The organism is Mesorhizobium sp. M7A.F.Ca.CA.004.12.1.1, from assembly GCF_003997835.1.
In the GTDB taxonomy this organism is placed as follows: Bacteria; Pseudomonadota; Alphaproteobacteria; order Rhizobiales; family Rhizobiaceae; genus Mesorhizobium.
Window position 1 is genome coordinate 1 of sequence record NZ_RZRK01001407.1, and the last position, 682, is coordinate 682.

Genomic DNA, 682 nt, shown 5'->3' on the forward strand with positions numbered 1-682 from the left:
CGAGCAGCACGCCGAGTTCGGCTCTCGTCAGCGGTTCGCCGCGCGCTTCGCGCTCGGCGAGCGCTGACGGCGACGGCAGCGTCTCCACAGTGCGGTCGAGCAGGCCACGCGCTTCCAGCGCCGTCATGAAGCGGCTCTGATGCGCGATGTCGGCGAGGCCGCGCTTGCGGGCGATCGAAAGCGCCAGCGTCTGCTGGTAGTTGTTCGACAGCACCAGCGAGCCGACCTCGTCGGTCATCTCGGCCAGCAGCTTGTTGCGTGCCGGGCGCGTCAACGACCCCTTGCGCATGGCGGATGCCAGCGCGATCTTGATGTTGACCTCGACGTCGGAACAGTTGACGCCGCCCGAATTGTCGATGGCGTCGGAATTGCAGCGGCCGCCATTCAGGCCGAACTCGATGCGCGCCCGCTGCGTGACGCCGAGATTGGCGCCCTCGCCGATCACTTTCGCCCGGACATCGAGCGCGGTGATGCGAATGGCATCGTTGGCGCGATCGCCGACTTCGGCGTTGGTTTCGGTCGATGCCCGCAAATAGGTGCCGATGCCGCCGAACCACAGGAGATCGACAGGGGCCTTGAGGATGGCGGTCATGATCTCGACCGGCGTGGCGGCGGTCTTGGCCAGGCCGATCGCCGCCGCCGCCGCCGCCGGCAAGGTGATCGATTTCTGGTTGCGCGAGAC

General features: G+C 67.3%; 1 protein-coding gene. It reads right to left on the minus strand.

Translation table 11 applies throughout. The annotated features are described in order from the left end of the window. A partial coding sequence (locus EN984_RS36715) for an NAD-glutamate dehydrogenase domain-containing protein (RefSeq protein WP_164766024.1) occupies window positions 1–682 on the minus strand: 682 nt, incomplete at both ends.